Origin of the sequence: Myxococcus virescens, from assembly GCF_900101905.1 — a bacterium.
Lineage (GTDB): Bacteria > Myxococcota > Myxococcia > Myxococcales > Myxococcaceae > Myxococcus > Myxococcus virescens.
On record NZ_FNAJ01000012.1, the window covers coordinates 73,290 to 95,070 of the forward strand.

Below are 21,781 nucleotides of genomic sequence, written 5' to 3' on the forward strand. Positions count from 1 at the left end.
CCGGGTTGAGCCTTTGACAGGCATTGTCAGCGTGTCGTGAAGCCATACGCCGGGGGACTTCTGTTCCCCGGCGTCATGGCGTTAGGGTTTGCCGCATGTCCTTCGCGGCAGCCGTCCTGCTGGTGGCGCTCTCCAGCTCTTCCGTGGCCGCCGAGCCGTGGACCGCCGTCGTCCGGGTGGCGTCCGACGAGGACACCGCCTTGCTCGTGCGAGTGCGGGGACAGAGCAGCGATCTGCCCGTGCGTTTCGAGGTCTCGTCCGGAGCGCCGCTCGGAGAATTTCGCGAGGGCCCGTGGCTCGCGGCGGAACGGCTGGCCGGGCGCCACCAGGCCCGCGCTGTCCTCTGGTTCGTGCGAGAGGGCAGCGAGGTTCGCGTCCAGGTGGCCGAGTTCGACAGTCGGCGTCTGTTCTCCCGGGCCGCGCGGATGGGGCCGTCGCCAGGCTCCCTGGAATGGTCCACGGGGGCGGAGGCGCTGGCGCTGGCTGCTCGCTCCGCACTGCGCGCGGTGGAGGCCGGCGCGCCGCTGGGTGACGTGGTGGAGCTGGCGCTGCCGCGACATGCGTCGAACGGCGAGGGGACTGACGCCGTCGTGGGGCATCGCATCGAGGATGCGGCCTCCAGTGCTGGGGCCGCGCTGAGGACGCCCTCGTCCGAGGGAGCCGACGTTGCGCTCGCGGAGGAAGAGGGCTCGGCTTCCGCGCGGGAAGGCGTGACCTCACCTGGCGAGGGCCCGCGGCTGGCTTCTGCAGAGGAGCACCCAGCGCGCCAGACGTGGCTCACGTTGGGGGGCCATGCCGCGCTGGATGGGTACACGCGCACGGGCCATCAGGGGGTGGTGGTGGGCGTGGGATTGCAGCCAGGCCGGTGGCGGCTGCGAGCGCAAGTCCTGGCCAGTGTGCCGACCCGGCTTCGCGATGCCCGGACGGAGTTGACGCTGGGGCAGCATGCGGCGTCGGTGTGGGCGGGGCTGCCCTGGGCGGCGGCGGAGCGACTGGACGTGGAGGCGGGGCTGGGCGCGGGCGCGGTGGTCTTCACCCGCCGGACGCAAGCGCTGGCGGAGGAGGTGGAGGCTGCCCCTCCGGGCACGATGGTGGCCCTGCTCATGGGCCCCGAGCTCCGTGCCCGCTGGAGGATGGGGGCGCGTGTCGCCTTGGAGGCGAGCATGGCCGCGGAGTTCCTCCTGGGACGGCCCGAGCTTCGCTATGCCATCGACGGAAACTTCGTGTCACGCGGTGCGGGTTGGGCCGTCCGCCCCCGGCTGGGGTTGGCGGTGGTGGTTTTTCTGTGAGCGCCGATGACCCGATTGGCCCGGTGCCGTCCTCCATGGCGGCAATGAGGAGCTCGGGCTCACACGCAGCGGACCCACGTCGTGCGGCGGAAGACCCTCGCATCCACGCAGCCATCCAAGGCGAGCGAGAGGCAACCGGCGCTTTGTTGATGGAGCTGCTCCCCCGGGTTCGCAACCTCGTGCGCTACCTGGTGCGCGGGGATGTGGACGTGGAGGACATTGCCCAGGAGGCACTCATCGCCCTGGTGCGGGGGCTGCCGTCGTACCGCGCTGAAGGCCGCTTCCAGTCCTGGGCGGACCGGGTGGTGGCGCGGACGACGTTCGCATGGCTGAAGCGCTCCCGAGGCCGGGATGCCCAGCACGCGGATGCGCCGGTAGAGCTGGTCGCGGTTCCCTCCGAGGATGCCCTGCCGGACGAGTATGTTCATCGCCGTCACATGGTGACACTCCTGGATCGGCTTTCGAATGAGCAGCGGCATGCGCTGGTGTTGCATCACGTGCTGGAGTTGAGCGTGCCGGAGATTTCGACGGAGCTGGGCATTCCCTTCGAGACGGTGCGCAGCCGGCTCCGCTTGGGGCGGACGGCGCTGCGCTCGCTGGCGACCGCGGAGGGAGATGGAGGGGAGGAGCGGGGATGAGTGACTGCAGGGAAGAGGGGGATGACGCCCTGAACGCGCTGGTCCTGCGGTTGGACGAAGGCGCGGGGCCGGCCCGACGCATCTCCCGGGAACGGTCGGCGCGGATGGTGCTGACCGCGTTGGAGGCAGGCGCGTTGGTGGCGCCGCCCGCGCCTCGGCCACGCGGCAAGCGGCCTCCCGTGTGGTTGATGGCGGGAGTGCTCCTCGCCGCGGGTGCCGCCGCAGCCGCGGTCTGGAGCTTCACACGTCCGAGCCGGGCGTCGACGTCGCAGGTGGAATCGGCTCCGCTCACGGGGCCCCTGCGGTTGGGCACGGAGTCACGACGGAGCGGCAGCGGAGCGATTGACGCGGCCCCCTCGCGGTTGGATGCCGTGCCAGACGAGGCTCCTCCCGAAACGCCGGTGGTGCCTGCCGCGTCCATCGCTGAAGCCGAGGGAGTGGCCGAGCCGGTGCGTCCGCGCGCGCCACCGGCCTCCGTGAAGTCGGCTGCGCCGGAAGACATCTTGCTCAAGGCCAATGGGCTCCGTTCCGAGGGGCGGTGGAAGGAGGCCGAGGCGCTCTACCTACGGGTCATTCGCGCCGAGCCATCATCGCTCGCGTCATACGTCGCGCGCGTCGCCTCGGGCTCGCTTCGACTGGAGCACCTGGGGGACGCGCGAGGCGCCCTGCGTCAGTTCAAGGCGGCGCTACGCATCCAGCCGCATGGCGTGCTCGACCAGGAAGCGCAGCACGGCATCGCCGAAGCGCACCGTGTGCTCGGCAACCGGGACGCGGAGCGCAGCGCGCTGGAATCGTTCCTCTCCACCCATCCGGATTCACCGCTCGTGCCGTCGGCTCGCGCGCGCGTTCGGGAACTCACCGCGCCATGAACAGGCGATGGACGTTGGCGGTGCTACTGGCGGCGTCGATGGGAAGCTGCACCCGTGGGGACCTGGTGGCCACCGTCCAGTCGCCGGACGCAGGGCACGCGGGCTCCTCGTCGGATGCCGGTGGGCCCGATGGCGGCGAGCCGGCTGCCGACTGGGAGGCGTACTGCGCGGGGCGCGGGCCTCCCATCGTCGTGGGTGATGCCGAGACTGATTCGCAGGTGTGCAGTGGACGTCTGGCGGAGCGAACCTTTCGTCACGCGCTGTGCACCTGCGAGGGGCTTGCCCTGGGCGCGTCCCTCGAAACAGATGCCTTTCACGGCACCTCGGAGAGGTATCAGCCAGGAGGCGCGGGGGGCGATGTCGGGGTGAATGGCGCGCTGTCGGCCAATGACGCGGTGTCGGTGGGCGGCTCGCTGAGGATTGGCGGTGCGGGAGGCGCCCAGCTCGGGCAGACGTTCCGCGTGGGGGAGGCGTTGCACTGCGGTGGTCCGCTGACCGGCAACCCAGTCTCGGCCACCGTCGTGGGAGACGCCCGCATTCGCGGTGATGTCGCGTTGCCCGCCCTCCGCGTCGGTGGCGTGCTCATGGTTCCAGCGGGCCACGTACTGGGGCCGGTGGACGCGGCCGAGGTCCGCCGCGAGCCCGTGGACCCCGTCATTCCTTGTGCGTGTGATGCGGCGTCGCAGGTGGACGTCTCCGGCCTCATCGCCCGGCACGTGCTTGACAATGACAACGCGGCCATCGGCCTCGACGCCACGGCGATGGAGGACATCGAAGGCGAACGCGCGCTGGAGCTGCCGTGTGGCCGCTTCCACCTGACGCGCATCACTGGCACCGGCCGCGCCACGCTCACGATTCGCGCGCGCACGGCGCTCTTCGTCGAGGACGTCGTCGACCTGGGCGAAGGACTGTCCGTAGACGTTCAGGCGCCCGGAGCGCTGGACTTGTTCCTCGGGGGCGCTGTCGCGGTGGCGGGACCGCTCACGTTGGGGGCCACCGCTACGCCTTCTCGCGTGCGCGTGTACGTCGCGGGCTCGAATGTGCTGGCGCTGTCCGCAGGCAGCATCCTCGCGGGCAATCTCTATGCGCCCCACGCCGTACTCAGCCTGAGCGGGGGCGCCGAGGTCTTCGGTTCCGTGTTCGTCCGTCAAGTCGAGGCTTCCGGACCGCTCCGACTGCACTACGACGCGGACATCCGCGATGCGGGCGCCGAGTGCACAGGCGATTGAGGTGCACGCCACCGGCCCGGCGTATCCGTGCCAGACCTCCGTCGTTTGTGCGAAGGCCCTGAGCCCCGGAGTCCGGCGTCGCGAGCGCAGGGGCGGCGGCTCGATGAGCCTGTCCACCGCCATATCCGGCCTGGGCCCCACGGGGGGCTGGTGACGTGCGTGTAGGTCCCCAGCTTTGCGCGGCCGTTCGCGAAGGGGAGGCTGCACATGAAGCGGGAAGTGAAGGCCGGCATCGCCGGGCTGGTGTTCGGGTCCATGCTGGTCGGCTGCGGGGTGGCGCCGGAACAAGAAGAACTGGGCGGAGTGGAGGACGCGACGACGGAGGCGCCAGCGAGCGCCGAGGCCGGGCTCGATGAACACCGTGGCTACTGGACACCCGCCGCGGTGGCGCGTTACGGCCCCGCGGTCGCGTACGGCGACGGCAAGTACTTCGCCGTCTGGACCGACGTGCGGACCGGCGGCATCTACGGGACCCGAGTGAAACCCGACGGCACCGTGCTCGACCCCGCGGGCATCCGCATCAACATCGGCGACGAGAATGGATTGCGGCCGGCCATCGCTTTCAACGGGAAGTACTTCTTCGTCGTCTGGGAGACCCGCGATGGTGTCGACGGCGTGCGCGTGAAGCCGGATGGCACCGTGGTGGGCCCGGTGTTCCGCGCCATCCAGACGGGCGAGTCCTTCGGTCCGGTGCGAGTCGCCTGCTCTCCGAAAATCTGCCTGGTGACGTACACCATTTCCGGTGACTTCTCGGTCATCTACTTCACGCGGGTGACGAAGGATGGCGTCGTCCTCGATACGGACGACCGCACGCTCAGCGCCTTCCCCAACTTCGCATATGACGCGTCGTCGACCTGGAACAACAAAACGAAGGAGTTCCTGGTCGTCTGGTCCGACGAGCACGGCGAGGGCCCGGAGAACGCGGACATCTACGGCAACAGGGTGAAGGAAGACGGCACCATCCTCGACGGCAACGGCTTCCCCATCTCCCAGGCGGAGGGCGCCCAGTCGTCGCCCGATGTGGAGTGGACGCACAAGAACTACCAGGTGGTCTGGTCCGATGACCGGATTGGAAACCCGGACATCTACGGCACGCGCGTGAGCAAGACAGGCATGGTGAAGGACCCCGAAGGCATCCCCATCTCCACCGCCGCAGGCGCGCAGACCGTTCCGCGCATCGCCCACCACAACAACAAGTCCCTGGTCGTTTGGGACGACACGCGGTACGGCCCGCACAGCGTCTGGGGTGCGCGGTGGGACGAGGATGGGGATGTGTGGGACCCCTCGGGCTTCCCCATCTCCAGCGAGGGTCTGGCCCAGCAGTACCTGCCGGACGTTGCCTACGGGGCTGACAAGTTCTTCACCGTCTACGCCGCCCAGGCCGTCTACGACCCCTCCGAGCCGCACTTCATCCTGGGCACGCGGGTGACGCATCAGGCGGAGGTGAAGGACGTGCCCGCCTTGCCGCTCACGCGCCAGCGCTGAGCCGTTGAGGGAGAGGGCCTCGCCGCGTGCGAGGCGGCGTTCCCAGAGGCAAGGGCCGGCGCATGCACGCCGGTCCGGGCCGTGCGCGCGGGCTCAGGGCTTCAGGCCGAGCTCGCGGTTCTCCAACGACGTCAGCCGGGCGGAGTCGTACACGCCGCGGAAGGCGGGGTTGGAGGTGCGCTCCCCGAAGCGCATGGGGTCGATGGCAGGGGCGGTGGCTCAATGCGCCTGTCCTCCACCGTATCCGGCCTGCGCCCCACGGGTGGCTGGTGAGGCGCTCGGAGCCCCCCACTCTTGCGCCGGAGTTCGCGAAGGGGAGGCTGCACATGAAGCGGGAAGTGAAGGCCGGCATCGCCGGGCTGCTGTTCGGGTCCATGCTGGTCGGCTGCGGGGTGGCGCCGGAGCAGGAAGCGCAGAACGAAGTGGAGGCGATGACGGCGGAGGCGACATCGAGCGCCGAGGCCGGGCTCGATGAACACCGTGGCTCCTCGACGCCCGCCGCGGTGGCGCGTTACGGCCCCGCGGTCGCGTACGGTGACGGCAAGTACTTCGCCGTCTGGACCGACGTGCGGACCGGCGGCATCTACGGCACCCGGGTGAAGCCCGACGGCACCGTGCTCGACCCCACGGGCATCCGCATCAACATCGGTGACGAGAATGGGGTACGGCCCGCCATCGCCTTCAATGGGAAGTACTTCTTCGTCGTCTGGGAGACCCGCGATGGTGTCGACGGGGTGCGGGTGAAGCCGGACGGCACCGTGGTGGGGCCGGTGTTCCGCGCCATCCAGACGGACGAGTCCTTCGGCCCGGTGCGTGTGGCCTGCTCTCCGAAAATTTGCCTGGTGACGTACACCATCTCCGGTGACGACGAGACGGTCATCTTCTTCACGCGGGTGACGAAGGATGGCGTCGTCCTCGATACGGACGACCGCACGCTCAGCGCCTTCCCCAACTTCGCATATGACGCGTCGTCGACCTGGAACAACAAGACGAAGGAGTTCCTGGTCGTCTGGTCCGACGAGCACGGCGAGGGCCCGGAGAACGCGGACATCTACGGCAACAGGGTGAAGGAGGACGGCACCATCCTCGACGGCACCGGCTTCCCCATCTCGCAGGCGGAGGGCGCGCAGTCGACGCCTGACGTGGAGTGGACGCACAAGAACTACCAGGTGGTCTGGTCCGATGACCGGAATGGGAACCCAGACATCTACGGCACGCGTGTCAGCGGGCATGGCACGGTGAAGGACCCCGACGGCATCCCCATCTCCACCGCCGCAGGCGCGCAGACCGAACCGCGCATCGCCCACCACAACAACAAGTCCCTGGTCGTCTGGGACGACACCCGCAACGGCCCGCACAGCGTCTGGGGGGCGCGGTGGGGTGAGAACGGGGACGTGTGGGACCCCTCGGGCTTCCCCATCTCCAGCGAGGGTCTGGCCCAGCAGTACCTGCCGGACGTCGCCTACGGGGCTGACAAGTTCTTCACCGCCTACGCCGCCCAGGCCGTCTATGAACCCTCCGAGCCGCATTACATCGTGGGCACGCGGGTGACGCACCAGGCGCAGGTGAAGGACGTGCCCGCCTTGCCGCTCACTCGCCTGCGCTGAGCCGTTGAGGGAGAGGGCCTCGCTGCGTGCGAGGGGGCGTTCCTTGAGGCCCGGGCCGGCGCATGCACGCCGGGCCGGGCCTTGCGCGTGGGCTCAGGGGTTCGGGTCGAGCTCGCGGTTCTCCAGCGACGTCAGCCGGGCGGAGTCGTACACGCTGCGGAGGGCGGGGTTGGAGATGCGCTCCCCGAAGCGCATGGGGTCGATGGCAGGGGCGGTGACTCATTGAGCCTGTCCACCGCCTTATCCGGCCTGCGCCCCACGGGTGGCTGGTGATGTGCGTGTAGGTCCCCAGCTTTGCGTTGTTGTTCGCGAAGGGGAGGCTGCACATGAGGCGGGAAGTGAAGGCCGGCATTGCCGGGCTGGTGTTCGGGTCCATGCTGGTCGGCTGCGGGGTGGCGCCGGAACAAGAAGAGCTGGGCGGCGTGGAGGACGCGACGGCGGAGGCGGAGGCAGAGGCGCCAATGAGCGCCGAGACCGGGCTCGAGGAGAGCGGGGGCTACGTCCATCCCGCCCCGTTGGCGCGCTTCTGGCCAGCGGTTGCGTACGGTGGGGGCAAGTTCCTCACGGTCTGGACCGACGTGCGGACCGGCGGCATCTTCGGCACCCGGGTGAAGCCCGACGGCACCGTGCTCGACCCGACGGACATTCGCATCAACATCGGAGACGTCGAAGGATTCCGGCCCGGCATCGGTTTCAACGGGACGCACTTCTTCGTCGTCTGGGAGAGCGTGGATGGTATCGACGCTGTGCGCGTGAAGCCGGACGGCACCGTGGTGGGCCCGGTATTCAACGTCAAACAATCGGGCGAAACCGTCGGTCCGGCGCGAGTCGCCTGCTCCCCGAAAATCTGCCTGGTGACGTACACCGTCTCCGGTGACTTCTCGAACATCTTCTTCACGCGGGTGACGAAGGATGGCGTCGTCCTCGATACGGCTGACGAGTCGCTCAGCGCCTCCGACACCTTCGCGAATGACGCGTCGCCGACCTGGAACAACAAGACGAAGGAGTTCCTGGTCGTCTGGTCTGACGAACACGGCGAGGGCCCGGAGAACGCGGACATCTACGGCAACAGGGTGAAGGAGGACGGCACCATCCTCGACGGTGATGGCTTCCCCATCTCCCAGGCGGAGGGCGCCCAGACGACGCCTGACGTGGAGTGGACGCACAAGAACTACCAGGTGGTCTGGACCGATGACCGGAATGGGAACCCGGACATCTTCGGCGCGCGTGTGAGCAAGACGGGTTTGGTGAAGGACCCCGACGGCATCCCCATCTCCACCGCAGAGGGCGCGCAGGCCGAGCCGCGTCTTGCCCACCACAACGACAAGTCCCTGGTCGTCTGGGACGACAGGCGCGACGGTCCGCACGCCGTCTGGGGGGCACGGTGGGGCGAGAACGGGGACGTGTGGGACCCCTCGGGCTTCCCTATCTCCTCCGGGGACCAGCCACAGGAGTACCTGCCGGATGTCGCCTACGGGGGTGGCAAGTTCTTCGTTGTCTACTCGGGCCAGGAGACGTTCGATCCCCTCGAACCGCACTTCATCCTGGGCACGCGGGTGACGCACCAGGCGCAGGTGAAGGACGTGCCCGCCATTCCGCTCACGCGCCAGCACTGAGTCGTTGAGGGAGAGGCCGCTTCGCTGGCCGGCCACCACGCGGACTGCTGCTGAGGGTCCGCGTGCCTTGAGGTGCATCACCGCGTGCGAGGCGGCGTTCCCAGAAGAAAGGGCCGGCGCATGCACGCCGGCCCGAGCCCTGCGCGCGGGCTCAGTTGTTCAGGCCGAGCTCGCGGTTCTCCAGCGACGTCAGCCGGGCGGAGTCGTACACGCTGCGGAGGGCGGGGTTGGAGATGCTCTCCCCGAAGAGCTGGTGGAATGGAATGGCGTCCTGCGGATCATCCGGATTCTTCTTGAGCGCCTCCGTCACCCAGTTCTGGATCTGGTCGATGGTGAGGTTCTGCAGCTGGCCGAGCCCCGGGATGCTCGAGGTGGGGAGCAAGTCCTTGAGCTTGAAGATCAGCCCGGCCATTCCCTCGACGGCCTCGTTGCGCTTGTTCAGCTCCTCGACGGAGAGGAGGAAGCCTCCCTCGATGGCGCCAACGAGGCTGCCCATGGACCGTGCCAGGCGCTGCGCATCCTGCGACGGCGGATTGGCGTGTGCCTCCGCCTCCAACTGCGCCTGCATGTCACCCAGCTTCGAGGTGATGAACGAGTGGAACGCCTCCTGGCCCTCGAAGGACGGCTCGGTGAAGAGCGTCCGGGTGAAGAACTCGGACAGCTTGCCCGCGCCCGCGCTTCCAATGGAGCCCGAGGCGTCGCTCGCCGCGGCGAGAATCGCGTCCGCGTGCTGCGTGAAGAAGCGCGCCGCCGCCGCGCGGGATTCGGGGTTGTCTCCCAGGTGCCCGATGCTGTCCATGAACAGCTTGATGGACTCCGGCGTGGCGGGCTGGATGGCGCTGGCCGCGTCCAGCAGCTTTCCAAGCGCCTCCGTGCCGCCGCCGATGATGGGGTCGTTGATGTTCTTGAGGACGTGGCCCAGGGCGTCCGGGTTGTTCTTCAGGAACTCCTGAAGCTTGTCCGGCGGCAGGCCCGCCAGGGCCGTGGCGATGGCCACGGCGCGCGCCGGGTCCGCCGAGTTGCTGGCCGTCATGATTTCCAGCTCGCGCTGCGCGTAGGCGGTGATGAGCTCCGGGTTGCCCGTGCCGGCGATGATCTTCGCCAGCGTCTCGTGCGTCTCACCGCTTAAGGAGCCCGCGCCATGGGAACCGACGGCCGCCGTCAGTTCGTCGAGCGTGACGGCGCCCGACCGGTAGGCCGCGTCGAGGGCGGCCGAGAGCACCGGCAATTCCTCTTCGCTGGCCTTGTCGAGCAGCTGTCCCGCCGCGGGCCCGTATCGTTGGAAGAAGCGATCCATGAAGGCCGCTTGCTGCGCCGGGTCGGGATGGGCCTTCAGCCAGTTCGTGAGATACGACGGGTCCTGCCGGTTGGTGGCGTCCACCTGCGCCTGCTCCGCAGACGCCTCCTGCTCGGGCGTCAGTGCCTGGGCCGTCACCGCGTTCGTGTTGAGGGCCGCCACGGTGTTTCCGAAGGCAACCTGCGCGCGTCCACGCGGAGCGGCACCCTGGAAGGCATCCGCGTTGCGCTGCGTCTGGTATTTGACTGAGGACGTCGTCGCCGTGGGCGTACGGGCCTGGGTCGGCTCCGCGTCCTTCTGGAGATTCGAGCCGAGCTTCGAGGGAGCGCGCCGGTCGATTCGGGGGGACATACACACACCTTTCTCGGGAACGACATGAATGTCGGAGGCACCGGGATTGTCGGCCGTGACGCGAGCATGTTGCGTCAGGCGTTGTGACCTCCCGGTGCCTTCACTCCGAAACTGGATGCGTCGCGTCACCCGGTAGCTTCAGGGAATGCGCTCCCACGCGTCCTGCCAGTTCAAGCCCGTGCCCGGCGCGTAATGCAGCGCGGAGCCCTTGCACCAGCCGGAGTAGGGGAAGGGCTTGCAGCGATAGCGCAGTCCGTCGGTACCCCGCACCACGGTGCCCGCGGCATAGCCCTCAATCCCAGACGGGTAGACAGGCTCGCCACCGCCACCGGGCGGCGGCTTCATGATGTCGACCTGGAAGGTGTAGCCCGTCTCACGTGCATAGACGCGGTTGCCCAGCGCGTCCTGCACGGGATTCACGCGGCCCGCTGCGTCGAGCACGCCGACCTGGACGCGGCTGGACGCGCCGTTCACCCGCTGCGCCAGCGCATGAATCCACTGGGCCGCCGGCGTGGCCGTGGCCAGGGGATGCACATGGGATTCGGCGTCAGCGCCTTGCGCGTCGAACACGCGCAGCGTCACCGAGCTCCCCGCGGGCAGGTCTTCACGCGCCTGCACCTGGCCCAGCTCCTTCCACGACGAGGGCGGCGGCGGGGTGTTGCTGAACTTCACGTCGGTGCAGGCGTAGAAGGCCTCCGGGCTGTCCGAGCGCTGCCAGATGCCGTAGATGACATGCGCGCCCGTCTTCCCTTGAGGGAAGGGGCAGTTGAGCCGGTAGCGGTTGTTCTGGGCGGAGACGTGGGTGATGGAGCAGAAGGGATTCGCTTCCAGGTCCGACCACTTGAGCGGGAGCGCCGGGTTGTAGCCCTCGCGCGTGACGTAGAGGCGGAAGTAGCCGGTGGCGTGCACGGCGGTCGCGTGGAAGACGAACTCGAAGCGGCCCTGGGTGTCCGGAGTGATGAGCGTGGAGGGCCAGTCCGTGCGCGCGAGGTCCAGGCCCCGGTGGCTTTCATTCGCGGCGCTGCAGAGCTTGCCGTCTGGAATGATGTCGCGGTGCCTGTCGTTGGCGTTGCCCTGCCGCACGCCATTCCAGTCGTAGAGCGCCTGCGTGCCACCGGCCTGGATGAGCGCCTTGCACGCGTCGGACTTCGGCGTCTCCGGCCCTTCCTTGAAGCAGCTGTAGACGCGGCTGAGGGGTACTTCCATGGAGCCGTGCGCCAGGGCCACGCTGGCGCACAACATGGAGACAACGGCGAGCGACGCGCCGAGACACCGCTGCACTGCTGAGGTCATCCCTTCCTCCTGTGGTGTCAGGAGGGAGGGCGCGGCCCCTGAAATCGGGTCAACGGCCTAGAAGGCCTTCCACGCCATCAGGAGCTTGGAGGCGACTTCCGAGGTGATGAGGGGCAACACGCCGCCCCCGCCGACGATGTTGACGATTTCCGACATGGACCCGCGGCACACACCGCCCCACGCGGGCTGCCGCGCCAGGCCCACGGAGGCATAGGCGGAGTAGTCCACGAAGAAGGACGTGGGCAGCACGGTGCCGTTGGGCTCGCAGAGCAGGTGCTCCTCGGGCGGCGAGTCCACCACCTCCTGCACCACGAAGCCTCCGCCGGCCGTGTCCTCCGCCGTGCGCGCGCACAGCTCCGCCCACGTCATCGGCGCGCCATAGGCCGCCTGCACCCGCTCCGTGTAGGGGACGGTGCCCGCGGAGCGGCCCAGGAAGACGGCTCGGCCGCCATAGTCCCAGGCCCGCTTCAGCACGAAGCGCGCCGGCGTCGCGGCGACCAGGGCCACCAGGTCCTCCACGCGTTCGCCGTCGGGGCCCTGCGTCGGGCCGGGCTGGAACGTTCGCGTCCACGGCACGGACGCACGCACCGCCTCCAGCTCCTCGCCCGTGAGTCGCGCGGCTTCGGCCAGTGCGGGCTCGGCCAGGGCCTGCGACAGGCGGGCGAAGGTCAGCTTCACCTCCACCTGCGAGGCGGGGGGATTGAGGAACACCGCCTTCTTGCCGGGCACGGTGCCCAGGAAGTCCTCGACCCAGGGGGAGGGGGACTCCTCCAGGCGCCGGACGAAGAGGTGCCGGTACACCAGGTCGTACTTCTTGCCGTGGGCCACGAAGGCGTCATCACCGGACACCTCGTCCGGATGGACCAGGTCCGCGTCCGCGCCGAACTCGCGGAAGCGTTCGCACAGCCAGCGCAGCTCCGTGATTTGGGCGTCGTTGCGGCGGCACAGCAGGGCCACCGTGTCTGGCATCCGGCCGTTGCGCTCGGCCGCGTAGCCGTCCAGCAGCGCCCGGTACAACGCCAGCGCGTTGCTGCCGTTGAGCGACAGCAGGGCGTGCAGGGACTTCTCCGGATAGCGGAAGTAGCGGCCGACCACCTCGATGAAGGTGCGGGCCGCGATGTCGGAGTACCCCTGCATGGCGGGGATGGTGGCGTTGACCTCCAACGCCCACGGCGTGCCGCCCGCGACGAAGTAGTCCACTCGCGTGGTGGCCAGCCGGGTGGACTGGCGCCAGGTGCGCTCGGCGAGCACGCGCTCGAGAGGGGAGAGGGCGCCCAGCAGGGCCTCCGCGTCCGCGCCCTGGAGCTGCGCCTGCGCCATCTTCACCGTGGCGGAGGACAGGCGGGCGGACAGCTCCGAGCGGCGGCGAATCTCCGCGGCGTCCAGCACCACGGGCGTGGCGGTGATGGGGATGGGGTGGGTGGTCCCGTCCGGTCGCGTGACGGCGAGGCCCCGCTGGTAGGCGATTCGCGCCAGGTCGGGCGCGATGTGGCGTGCCTGGCTCCGGAGCGCGTCGATGAACTCTTGCACGAAGTCGTGACCTCGATGTTACGCCCGGGCGTCTTCCGGGCGGCGCGCACCCTACGCCTGGACGGGTCCACCGGTCCACGGGCCTGGTGCCTTCCGTCGGAGCAGGACACTCCCCCGGTGGCGTTTTGTCGCCCGCCGGGCCTGGGACCGGCCGCTCCGGGGCATACCCGGGAAGCGGCGCTGGAAAGGGGTCTTGGTTGCTTTTGTTTCTGGGTTGCTGTTGTTCGTTCGCCGGAGGTGCTGTTTCCTGGTGCGTGTTGCGTGAGACAGTCTGACTTGCGCGAACGGCCTGTCTGGCTTACAACCGTAGACGCCGTTCGACCGGGAATGCCCTGACGTGAGTCGCTCCACCTTTCACCAGCCCGTGAGTTCCGTCCGGTCGCGCCGTCTGGCGCTGCCGTTCGCGCTCGTGTGCGTGCTGGCGTACATGGGGAGCGTGATGCACTTCGCCCTGGTCCAGCACGCCACGTGCCTGGAGCATGGTGAGGTGATGCACGTGGAGGCCGGTGCCTCCCACGGCGCCGGTCACGTCGAGGCGTCCTTCGACGATGTGCGGCTCGCCTCCAAGAGCGCGAAGGCGGACTCCCACGGCTCCGACGCCCACTGTGTCCACGCCTTCTTCCGGCGGGAGGCTCCGCCTCCGCAGCAGGACACGCCGTCCCTCCTGGTCGCGCCCGCTCGCTCCGAGCCCGCGCTGGCGGTGTTCCGCTTCCACGCGGAGCCCGTCGCCCGTCTGCACCTGGCTCCCAAGGCGTCTCCGCCGCGCGCGTGAGGCCCGGGAGTTTGCTCGCTCAGGCGGCCTGTCGCGCCGTGTGAGGTGGCCCGTCCGCTAAAGCCAGACAGACTCCGTCCGCTCCGTGCGGACTGTGAGTCATTGCGGCTTTGCGCCCACGCTGGCTGAGTTGTCTCACGGCGCCCGTGTTTCGTGCTCCGCGCACGCCCCTTCCATTCCCACGCACCCGTGGCGGCCCCTCCATGTCCTGGCGGTGTCCGTTGCTGGCGCGCGGGCGTGGCACACCCGCAGTCCAATCCCGTGGAGTCGCACCATGACGAAGAAGCTCCTTGCCGCGTTCCTGCTGTCCACCGCGCTCGTCTCCGCCGGCTGCGGCGACGACCATCCCGAAGAAGAGGGCGTCGACGCCGAGGCGTGCGAGCACCTCCAGGAGGGGCCCGCCACCGCCGTCATCGCCAACATGGGGACCAACAACCCGCCCCCCGAGATTCGCGCTGACCACCGCCGCTACGACATCACCCTGATGAACGGCTCGGATGGGAATCAGGGCATGGTGGCCTTCGCCGCGAACGAGGCCGCCGACTACGTCATCTACACCAACGCGGACGTGCCCCTTTCCATCACCACCGCCAGCGGTGAGGTGGTGGAAATCGAGGAGAGCACCAGCAGCTCCAAGGGTTGCACCGACATCAAGGGCCGCCACGTCGTGCCGCTCACGGTGGGCACGCACTACCTGACCTTCGGCCCCACGTCCGCGGCGACTGTCGGCGTCCTCATCGAGGAGTCGCACGGCGACCACGGCCACGAGCACTGACGTTGTCCCCGGGCCCCTGGCCCGTTCACCCGGGGGCCGGTGCTCCACCCGTGCCGGCCCCTCGTTCCCCGAAGAGAGAAGACCATGGGTTCCTTCCAGCAGTTCCTGACGGACAAGAACATCCCCTCCGAGAAGCTCCTCCGCCTGTCGCGCCAGCTCGAGTCCTACGGCTCCGAGGGCCGCACCCTCCTGAAGAAGCGGAGCGCCCGTCGCCGTGACAAGGACGCGCAGGGAAAGAGCTACGAGTCGCTGTCCATCGGCAAGCCGAAGAGTGGCCGGGGCGTCAGCGCCCAGCAGCTCCAGGCCGCGCTGGGAGACCTGCCACTGACGGCCAGCGTGCGCGGGAAGCTGGTGCGCGCCGTCAACGCGGTGCTGGGCAAGCAGGGCGGAAGCCCGGTGGACGCGCCCGCGCTCTTCGGCGCCAGCCCCGTGCGCCGCGGCGCCACGGCGAAGAAGTCCGCGAGCTGAGAGGAGCGCGCGCCCATGTCCGGCCATGCCATGTCCACCGTGCTTCCCTGTGAGCTGCGACGCGATGGAGACCGGCTGTTCGACGTCTCCATGTGGTGCCTCGGGCGGGATGTCCTCTGCCCGGAGGGGAACCTCCTCGTTCGACGAGGGCTCGTGCGTCACGCGCGCCCCGAAGGCGCGGAGGGGCAGAGTCCCTACACGGTGGGCCTTCCGGATGGTGGGCGCCTGACGCTGTGGGGCTTCGGCGCGCTGTGTGAGTGCGGCGAAGCCATCTTCGTCCCTCGGGCGGGCTTCGCGCCCGTCCTGCTGGAGGAGGTGCCGGGCCGTCTGCCGTTTCGCGCGGAGGAGCTGGGTCCGGCGCGCTCGCCGACCACGGGGCACGAGCGGCGGGCGCTGCGCGCGGGGCTCGCCTCGCTGGCGGGGTGGCTGGCCGAGCACGAGGATTGGATTTCCTCCGAGATGGGGCCGTCCTGGCGCCGTGAGTGCTTCGGGGCACGCCGCAAAGCGGCGCCTGTCGCGGCGGACGGACTGGCCTTGGCGTGGCGGCGCTTCGCCTCCCGCGTTCGTTCCCTGGATTCTGGATTCAATGTCTGCACCGCCCCGGTCGCCGGGGCTTGAGGAGGCCATCATGTTGGCGCGACTGCTCCGAGCCGATGAACCTTCCGTCCATGCCCGCGCGCCGTGGGAGGATGTCGCGGATGACGCGCTCCCCACGCCGCTCCTGCGCGAGGGACTGGGTAACGCACATCTGGGCGTCACCACCGCCAGGCCCCAGGCCCAGGCGTGGTTCGACCAGGGCCTGCGGCTGTTGCACCTGGGGTGGGGCGGGGAAGCCCGCCGCGCCTTCGCGCAGGCCACGCGCGAGGATTCGTCGCTGGCCATGGCCTGGTGGGGGCTCGCCCTCACGCGAGGCTCCGGTGCCCGCTTCGCCGCCGCCCGCGCGGAGGCCATGGGCCGTGCGCTGGCCCTGAGCGAGGGCACGACGGACCGCGAGCAGCGCTACATCGTCGCGGGCAGTCTGCTGGCGGAGAAGGGGCCGGCCCATGGGCGCCACGCCTTCGTGCGTGACATGGAGTGCCTCATCGACCGCTATCCCGAGGACGGCGACGCGCGGCTGCTGCTCGCGGGCTTTCTCCTGGACGGCTACGAGCCGGATGGCAGGCCCGGGCAGGGGCAGCCGTATGCGCAGGCCCTGCTGCGCGAGCTGCTGCGCTCACACCCGGACCACGCGGGCGTCCACCATGCATGGGTGCAGGCCATGCTGAACAGCGGCCGGCCCGAGGCTGCCCGTGACAGTGCTCACCGCCTGGTGACGCTGGCGCCTCGTGCCAGCCCCGCGCTGCTCTCCGCGGGGCGCCTGCTTCAGCGGGTCGGGCTGGTGGCGGAGGCCCGGCGCGTGCTGGAGGCCACGGTGGCCGCGGACGATGCGTACCTGTCCGAGGAAGGACTGCGCACCGCCGACGCGCCGAGTGCCGAGGCGGCCATGCGGCTGCTCAGCCAGGGCTGCGCCGAAGCGGGCCAGTACGGCGAGTCCCAGGCGTGGGCCCGTCGCCTGCGGCAGCGGGTGGAAGGGGCTGGCGGCGACGATCAGGCGCTGCTGTTCGCCGCCGCCACGATGGTGTCCGCGCACCTGCGCTTCGGCTTCTGGCGTGCGGCGGCGGACGTGCCCATGGAGCTGTCTGATACGGCCAGCCCGGCGGAGCGGGCGCTGCGGGACGGGATTCGTCAGTACACGAGAGGACTCAGCCTGCTCGAGGCCGCGCGGCTGGGCGAGGTGGAGCGGGTATGCAATTCACTGGATGCGCAACATGCGCTCCTGGCGGAGGCTCGCCGCTCGGAGGACCTGTCCCTGTGTCCACGAGATGTGGCGCGGGTGGTGGAGGTGGCCGCTCATGAGCTGCGTGGCGCACTGGAGGCCCGCAGGGGCGAGGTGGGCCGCGCCGAGGCCACGCTGACGCGTGCGTGGCGGCTGGAGCGGCGGCTTCGGGCAGCAGGGCCCGCGGCCTTCTCCCGGCCCGCGCGCGAGGCGCTGGTCCGGTTGCGTCTGCGCACGGAGCGCGAGGACAAGGCGGTGGGGCTGGCGAAGACGCTGGTGGCGGAGCGGCCTGGGTGCGGGCACTTGCGACTGCTGTCCGCGGAGTCCCAGGTGGCGCTCGGCGCTTGGAGCAGCGCGGTGGAGGACTTCGCCGCGTTCCTCGACTGCTGGCGTGACGCGGACCCGCATCAGCCGGAGCTTCGCCGCGCTCGGGCCTTCATCGCCGGGCGGGGGCGCCTGCTGCGGCTCGTGCGCCCGCCGGAGCTCCTCGCCCTGCGGGAGACCGGGGCCCCGGCCCTCGCGGCGCAGGGGACGGTGTCCTGCTGAGCGGTGCCCGAGTGGCACGGGGGCTGCCGCCTGTTCACGGTCCATCAGGCGCCCATCAAACGTGCGCCCCACCTTCGGGGCTCATTGCCCGCGCGTCGCGGGTTGACTGTCACCCGCTGGAAGTCCTCGCCGTGCGGGCGTCCACCGGCCGCGCTGGCGGCTCCCGCCGCTTGACGGAGCCTCGCCGTTCGCGCGAGGAGGGGGCATGCCCACCTTCCGCCTCAAGCAGGACCAGGCCGCGTTGCTCGTCGTGGACATCCAGGAGCGACTGTGCGCCGCCATGGACCGGGACGCGCTGGACCGGATGCTCAGCCGCACCACCGCCGCCATCGAGGGCGCTCGCGCGCTGGGGCTCCCCATCCTCCTCACCGAGCAGTACCCCCAGGGCCTGGGGCCCACGCATTCGCTGCTGCGGATGCGGGTGCTGAAGGACGTCAAGGCGGTGGAGAAGCTGGAGTTCAGCGCCGCCGTGCCAGACGTGCTGGCCTCGCTCGGCGGGCGCACGCAGGTGCTGGTGGCGGGCATGGAGACGCACATCTGCGTCTTCCAGACGGTGCGCGACCTGGCCGAACGCGGCCTGTCCCCGTTCCTGCTCACGGACGCCGTGCTGTCCCGCGCGCAGGAGGACCGGCAGGTGGGCCTCCAGTTGTGCCGTGACGCGGGCGCGCACGTCGTCACGGTGGAGGCCGCGCTGTTCGACCTGCTCGGGCGCGCCGGCACGCCCGAGTTCAAGCAGGTCTCCGCAGCGGTCCGCTGACCCTCAGCGCGCCTTCTGTACCGCGTGGACGAGCATCCGGAGGACGGTCGCCACGGCCACCATGGCCGCGGCGAACACCGTCTGCGAGCCGCCCACGGGGAAGTCGTAGAAGAACGCGAAAAGATAGCCACCCACGCCCGCGATGGCGCCGAAGAGCGTGGCGACGAAGAAGGTCCACGGTAGCCGCAGCTCCAACATCAGCGCGGCGATGGCGGACAGCGTGGAGAAGGCGAACACCGGCAGCGCGCCCAGCGCCCGGGCGCACACGCCCACCATGACGCCGATGCTGACCATCAGCACGCCGTCCAGCAGGCGCACCGGCAGCCCCTGCACCAGCGCTCCCGTCCGGTCGAAGCTGGCGAAGGTGATGCCCCGGTACCACCACAGGTGGATGAACATGACGCCACCGCCAGCGATGGCCACCGTGTAGAGCTGCTCGGGCGTCACCAGCACCGCCGTGCCGAAGAGGATGCCCTGGATGTCGTGCGCCTCTTGCGCGATGCGGTCTCCCACGAGCACCGCGGCGCCGCCCGCCAGCGCATACGCCAGGCCCAGCAGGCTCTCCCGTGTGAGGCGCAGCTTCGCTGGCTCCGTCATCAGCAACAGGGTGGCCAACAGCGCCAGGGTGGTGGCCCCCAGCACGGGCTCCACGTGCGTGCCCAGGTGGATGGCCGCGTAGAAGGCCAGCGCCACGCCCAGGCCCGCGGATTGGGCCACCGCGGCGCTGACGAACACCATGCGCCGCAGCACCACATACACGCTCAGGAAGCCCAGCACGCCGCCCGCGATGAGCGCGCACAGCAGCGGGTCCCTGAACAAATCGAACGCCAGGTGGAACTGCTCCCACTTGGACGGTTCAGCGAGCGTCGTTTCCACGGTGAGGTCCCAGGGGCGCGCGTTGGCAGTACTCGTCGCCGTACTGGCGGCGGAAGGCGGGGTGACAGAAGACGGTGCGGGCATCGCCCATGACGAAGGCGGACGTCTCGCGGTCCACGAAGACGAGCACGTCCGCGTGCTCGGCGGCGACCTCCAGGTCGTGGCACACCACCACCACGCCCAGGCCCCGCTCACGCGACAGCGTGCACAGTCGCTGCATCGTTTCGTGCTCGGCGACGGCGTCCATGGCGGCGGTGGGCTCGTCCAGGAGCACCAGGTCCGCCTCGGTGGCCACCAGCCGCGCCAGCAGCGTGCGCTGCTTCTGGCCCTCGGACAGCTCGCGGTAGGGCCGCGAGGCGAAGGCCTTCGCGCCGGCCGTCTCCAGCGCGCTCTGCACGGCCTGCCGGTCCGCCTTCCGGGCGAAGGGCCACAGGAAGCTCCAGCCGCGCAGGCGCCCCCACGCCGTCAGCTCGCCCGCGCGCAGTGGCAGCAGCGAGTCGATGGCGGACGTCTGCGGCACATAGGCACTGCGCACCTGAGCGGAGGCGCGGGAGATGGTGCCCGACACCGGCGGCTGCATGCCCAGCAGCGTTCGGAACCAGGTACTCTTGCCGGAGCCGTTGCGGCCCACCACCGCCACGAACTGGCCGCGGCGAATGGTCAGGTCGATGGGCGGCAGGATGGCCTTGCCGTCGTAACCGATGACGAGCTTCTCGCAGGTGAGCAACGCGTCACCCGGCGCGAAGGTGGCGGGCACCGCGTGCGCGCCGTCCGTGGGCTCAACGGTCTTCACGTCGGACCTCCGCCTGGGGCTCCAAGGCCGCCAGTGCTTCCACCATCGCGGTCCGGATGGCGGCGTTCTCGGGGGCGTTCAGGTCCACCACGCCGTCAGGACCCGGCGTGGTGGCCGCCCAGTCCAGCGAGTCGAACAGCGTGGGCGCCAGCGCCAGGCGCAGGGCGAGCTTCACGCGCGGCTTGTTCTCGCGGTCCGCGGGGATGTCCACCGTGCCGCGCAGCACCATCAGCGGCGTGGCCTCCTCCGCCGCCGCCAACGCGAGCCGGAAGCGGCGCTCATCGTTGAAGCGGGGCGTGGCGCGGCTGTCGCGTACCGCGCCTTCCAGGTTTACCGACGACACGTCCCACTGGTAGCGGCTGACGTGGGTTCGGCCCAGCTCGCAGGACGGCTCACAGCCGGGCGACAGCGTCTGGTCCGCCAGCAGGTCCAGGTCCGCGTCCACGTGCAGGCTGGCCACCGTGGCCTCCGCGCCGCCGCCACCGCCATCCAGCTCCGCCTGGATGTCCTCGTAGTCCACCAGCGAGCCATCGTCGTGGTGGCAGTGGCCGTTGTGGCAGTTGGTGTAGCCCGGCGGCGGGTTGGCGGGGTCGAAGGTTGTGGGGCCGCGGGTGCCGCCGCCGCCCACCAGGTCGATGTGGTCCACGCCCAGCGCGGCGCCGTCCAGGCGAAGCTCGAAGTCGGAGGCGAGCCGCTGGAAGCCGTTGCCTGCGTCGCGCCCGGCCACCGGCGTGTAGTCCGCGCGGACGGCGGGCTCCAGCACCGCGAAGCTCTCTCCGGGCTCCAGCGCGCAGCCGGACAGGAAGAGCAGGGAAAGGAGGAGACGGGTCCGCATGGCTCAGGTCCCCTTGCCAGCGAGCCCCTTCTCCAGGCGCTCGACCATTTCGTTGATGTGCTGGAGGTACGTCTCCTTCGCCTTGAAGTCCGTGCCGCCGTGCAGGGTGACGAGCGGCGCGGGAATCTTCGAGGCCACCAGCCGCGCGGTGGTGTCCGGGTAGTAGCTCTCCATCAGCACCATGCGCGCCTTTCGCTGACGGCCCTGGGCCAGGACGCTCGCGACGTGCGACGGGTTGGGCGGGATGCCGGGCTTGGGCTCCAGGTAGGCGATGGTGTCGAAGCCCAGCCAGTCCGCCAGGTACGCCATGGTCCGGTGGTAGGCGATGACGGGCTGGCCACGCAGCGCCGCCAGCCGCTTCTCCCAGTCCGCGCGCGACTTCTCCAACTCGGTGGTGAAGGTGGCGAGGTTGTCGCGGTAGGCCTGCGCGTTCTTCGGATCCAACTGCGCCAGCCGGTCGGTGATGGCGCGCGCCACGGACAGCGCCTGGCGCGGGTCATAGAAGAAGTGCGGGTTGCCGCCCGGGTGGACGTCGCCCTGGCCCCGGTCCACCTGCGCCGTGGGGACCTCCAGCAGCTTCACGAACTGCGAGGCCACCAGGTAGCCCGGGTTGCCCACGAGGATTTTCGGGTTGCGCGCGCCCACCTGGAGCGTGGGCAGCCAGCCGACTTCCAGGTCCAGGCCCACCGCGATGAGCAGGTCCGCGCGGTTGAGCGCCAGGGCGAGGTTCGGCTTGGCATCCACGAAGTGCGGGTCCTGGCTGGACAGCGCCAGGGCCTGCACTTTGACGTGGTCGCCGCCCACGGCCTTCGTCAACGCGGCCAGGTCCGGCAGGGTGGTGACGACGTTGAGGTCCGCGCGAGCGGGGGACGCGACGAAGAGGGTGAAGGCGGCGCACACGGCCGCGAACAGACGGGAGAGACGCATGGTCATGGCTCC

20 protein-coding genes are annotated in these 21,781 nt (G+C 70.0%); 13 read left to right on the top strand and 7 right to left on the bottom strand.

The window, feature by feature from the left end; genetic code table 11:
• Positions 1–95 precede the first annotated feature (95 nt).
• The 7 genes from BLU09_RS27780 to BLU09_RS27810 all read left to right on the top strand — a co-directional run bounded on the left by BLU09_RS27780 (position 96) and on the right by BLU09_RS27810 (position 8,733).
• Positions 96–1,289: a hypothetical protein gene (locus BLU09_RS27780; RefSeq protein ID WP_090492762.1), complete on the top strand. Its 1,194-nt coding sequence runs from the start codon at positions 96–98 to the stop codon at positions 1,287–1,289.
• 149 nt (positions 1,290–1,438) lie between these two features.
• The gene (locus BLU09_RS27785; RefSeq protein ID WP_306440799.1) at positions 1,439–1,927 is read left to right on the top strand and encodes an RNA polymerase sigma factor; all 489 of its coding nucleotides are present in this window, start codon (positions 1,439–1,441) and stop codon (positions 1,925–1,927) included.
• Positions 1,924–2,796, top strand: coding sequence for a tetratricopeptide repeat protein (locus BLU09_RS27790; protein ID WP_090492763.1), 873 nt, complete (start codon positions 1,924–1,926; stop codon positions 2,794–2,796). The genes BLU09_RS27785 and BLU09_RS27790 overlap by 4 nt, the downstream gene beginning before the upstream one ends.
• On the top strand, positions 2,793–4,025 hold the full coding sequence (locus BLU09_RS27795) for a DUF7305 domain-containing protein (RefSeq protein WP_090492764.1): 1,233 nt from the start codon (positions 2,793–2,795) through the stop codon (positions 4,023–4,025). Before BLU09_RS27790 ends, BLU09_RS27795 begins: the two co-directional genes overlap by 4 nt.
• Positions 4,026–4,232: 207 nt before the next feature.
• Entirely contained in the window at positions 4,233–5,510 is a 1,278-nt protein-coding gene (locus BLU09_RS27800) for a hypothetical protein (RefSeq protein ID WP_090492765.1), read from the top strand.
• Between the two features lie 326 nt (positions 5,511–5,836).
• A complete protein-coding gene (locus tag BLU09_RS27805) occupies positions 5,837–7,117 on the top strand; it encodes a hypothetical protein (RefSeq protein WP_090492773.1) in 1,281 nt (426 codons plus the stop codon).
• Positions 7,118–7,443: 326 nt separating this feature from the next.
• The gene (locus BLU09_RS27810) at positions 7,444–8,733 is read left to right on the top strand and encodes a hypothetical protein (RefSeq protein WP_244172075.1); all 1,290 of its coding nucleotides are present in this window, start codon (positions 7,444–7,446) and stop codon (positions 8,731–8,733) included.
• 151 nt (positions 8,734–8,884) lie between these two features.
• On the opposite strand, the gene BLU09_RS27815 is transcribed toward BLU09_RS27810, so the two are convergent.
• The 3 genes from BLU09_RS27815 to BLU09_RS27825 all read right to left on the bottom strand — a co-directional run bounded on the left by BLU09_RS27815 (position 8,885) and on the right by BLU09_RS27825 (position 13,204).
• Positions 8,885–10,381 (bottom strand): hypothetical protein, encoded by a 1,497-nt coding sequence (locus BLU09_RS27815; protein WP_090492775.1) that lies wholly within the window; start codon positions 10,379–10,381, stop codon positions 8,885–8,887.
• A 138-nt stretch (positions 10,382–10,519) separates the two neighbouring features.
• Positions 10,520–11,674, bottom strand: a complete 1,155-nt coding sequence (locus BLU09_RS27820) for a lytic polysaccharide monooxygenase (protein ID WP_090492777.1) — start codon at positions 11,672–11,674, stop codon at positions 10,520–10,522.
• Between the two features lie 57 nt (positions 11,675–11,731).
• Positions 11,732–13,204, bottom strand: a complete 1,473-nt coding sequence (locus BLU09_RS27825; protein WP_090492779.1) for a hypothetical protein — start codon at positions 13,202–13,204, stop codon at positions 11,732–11,734.
• Positions 13,205–13,541: 337 nt separating this feature from the next.
• Here BLU09_RS27825 and BLU09_RS27830 point away from each other — a divergent pair, with 337 nt between their 5' ends.
• The 6 genes from BLU09_RS27830 (at position 13,542) to BLU09_RS27855 (ending at position 18,338) form a co-directional block, all read left to right on the top strand.
• Positions 13,542–13,976: a hypothetical protein gene (locus tag BLU09_RS27830; RefSeq protein ID WP_090492780.1), complete on the top strand. Its 435-nt coding sequence runs from the start codon at positions 13,542–13,544 to the stop codon at positions 13,974–13,976.
• 274 nt (positions 13,977–14,250) lie between these two features.
• The gene (locus BLU09_RS27835) at positions 14,251–14,751 is read left to right on the top strand and encodes a hypothetical protein (protein ID WP_090492782.1); all 501 of its coding nucleotides are present in this window, start codon (positions 14,251–14,253) and stop codon (positions 14,749–14,751) included.
• 84 nt (positions 14,752–14,835) lie between these two features.
• Entirely contained in the window at positions 14,836–15,219 is a 384-nt protein-coding gene (locus tag BLU09_RS27840) for a hypothetical protein (protein ID WP_090492784.1), read from the top strand.
• Positions 15,220–15,234: 15 nt separating this feature from the next.
• Positions 15,235–15,837, top strand: coding sequence for a hypothetical protein (locus BLU09_RS27845; protein WP_090492785.1), 603 nt, complete (start codon positions 15,235–15,237; stop codon positions 15,835–15,837).
• Positions 15,838–15,847: 10 nt separating this feature from the next.
• Complete coding sequence (locus BLU09_RS27850) at positions 15,848–17,581, top strand: hypothetical protein (RefSeq protein WP_090492786.1); 1,734 nt, start codon at positions 15,848–15,850, stop codon at positions 17,579–17,581.
• A 205-nt stretch (positions 17,582–17,786) separates the two neighbouring features.
• Positions 17,787–18,338: an isochorismatase family protein gene (locus tag BLU09_RS27855; RefSeq protein ID WP_090492787.1), complete on the top strand. Its 552-nt coding sequence runs from the start codon at positions 17,787–17,789 to the stop codon at positions 18,336–18,338.
• 3 nt (positions 18,339–18,341) lie between these two features.
• On the opposite strand, the gene BLU09_RS27860 is transcribed toward BLU09_RS27855, so the two are convergent.
• From BLU09_RS27860 to BLU09_RS27875, 4 genes are read right to left on the bottom strand one after another with little or no spacing between them, the layout of a single operon-like run.
• Positions 18,342–19,214, bottom strand: a complete 873-nt coding sequence (locus tag BLU09_RS27860; protein WP_090492788.1) for a metal ABC transporter permease — start codon at positions 19,212–19,214, stop codon at positions 18,342–18,344.
• The gene (locus BLU09_RS27865) at positions 19,195–20,007 is read right to left on the bottom strand and encodes a metal ABC transporter ATP-binding protein (RefSeq protein WP_090492794.1); all 813 of its coding nucleotides are present in this window, start codon (positions 20,005–20,007) and stop codon (positions 19,195–19,197) included. The genes BLU09_RS27860 and BLU09_RS27865 overlap by 20 nt, the downstream gene beginning before the upstream one ends.
• Complete coding sequence (locus BLU09_RS27870) at positions 19,994–20,842, bottom strand: hypothetical protein (protein WP_090492797.1); 849 nt, start codon at positions 20,840–20,842, stop codon at positions 19,994–19,996. The genes BLU09_RS27865 and BLU09_RS27870 overlap by 14 nt, the downstream gene beginning before the upstream one ends.
• A gap of 3 nt (positions 20,843–20,845) precedes the next feature.
• Positions 20,846–21,775, bottom strand: a complete 930-nt coding sequence (locus BLU09_RS27875; RefSeq protein ID WP_090492799.1) for a metal ABC transporter substrate-binding protein — start codon at positions 21,773–21,775, stop codon at positions 20,846–20,848.
• Positions 21,776–21,781 lie beyond the last annotated feature (6 nt).